This window comes from Bradyrhizobium sp. Kon56, assembly GCF_055807635.1.
The window spans coordinates 1-353 of record NZ_JBVVOU010000221.1 but is presented as its reverse complement, the minus strand read 5'-3'; the positions used below and the strand labels follow the sequence as shown (position 1 = coordinate 353).

The window sequence follows — 353 nt, the reverse complement described above, 5'->3', positions numbered from 1 at the left end:
CGACTTTCAATGCCAATGCCATCAAGCCCATTAAAAAACTGAGAGTGGGATTTGAATTTTGGTCCTTAAGAAATGTACTCGACCGGAAGATGTACTTATTATCGATGCAACAGAGAGCTTCGTTAAAGGCAAGCGACAGAACCATTTATCCCACGAGCAAATAACCAAGATCATTGACACTTATCGGTTCCGTAGGGAAGAATCCCGCTACGCCCGCAGGGTTACGATGGAGGAAATCAAGGAGAATGGCTATAACCTTAATATTTCTCGCTATATAAGCACGTCCAGCATCGAAGCTGAGGTTGACTTACAGACCGTAAATCGTGAACTAGCAACCCTGGAAAAAACCATTA

Annotated in this window: 1 protein-coding gene; it reads left to right on the top strand. The window is 43.3% G+C overall.

Annotated elements, in window-relative coordinates:
- Positions 1 to 58: 58 nt before the first annotated feature.
- Positions 59 to 353 (top strand): N-6 DNA methylase (locus tag AC0L3B_RS38720; RefSeq protein WP_473382944.1); only part of this gene is annotated, 295 nt, incomplete at its 3' end.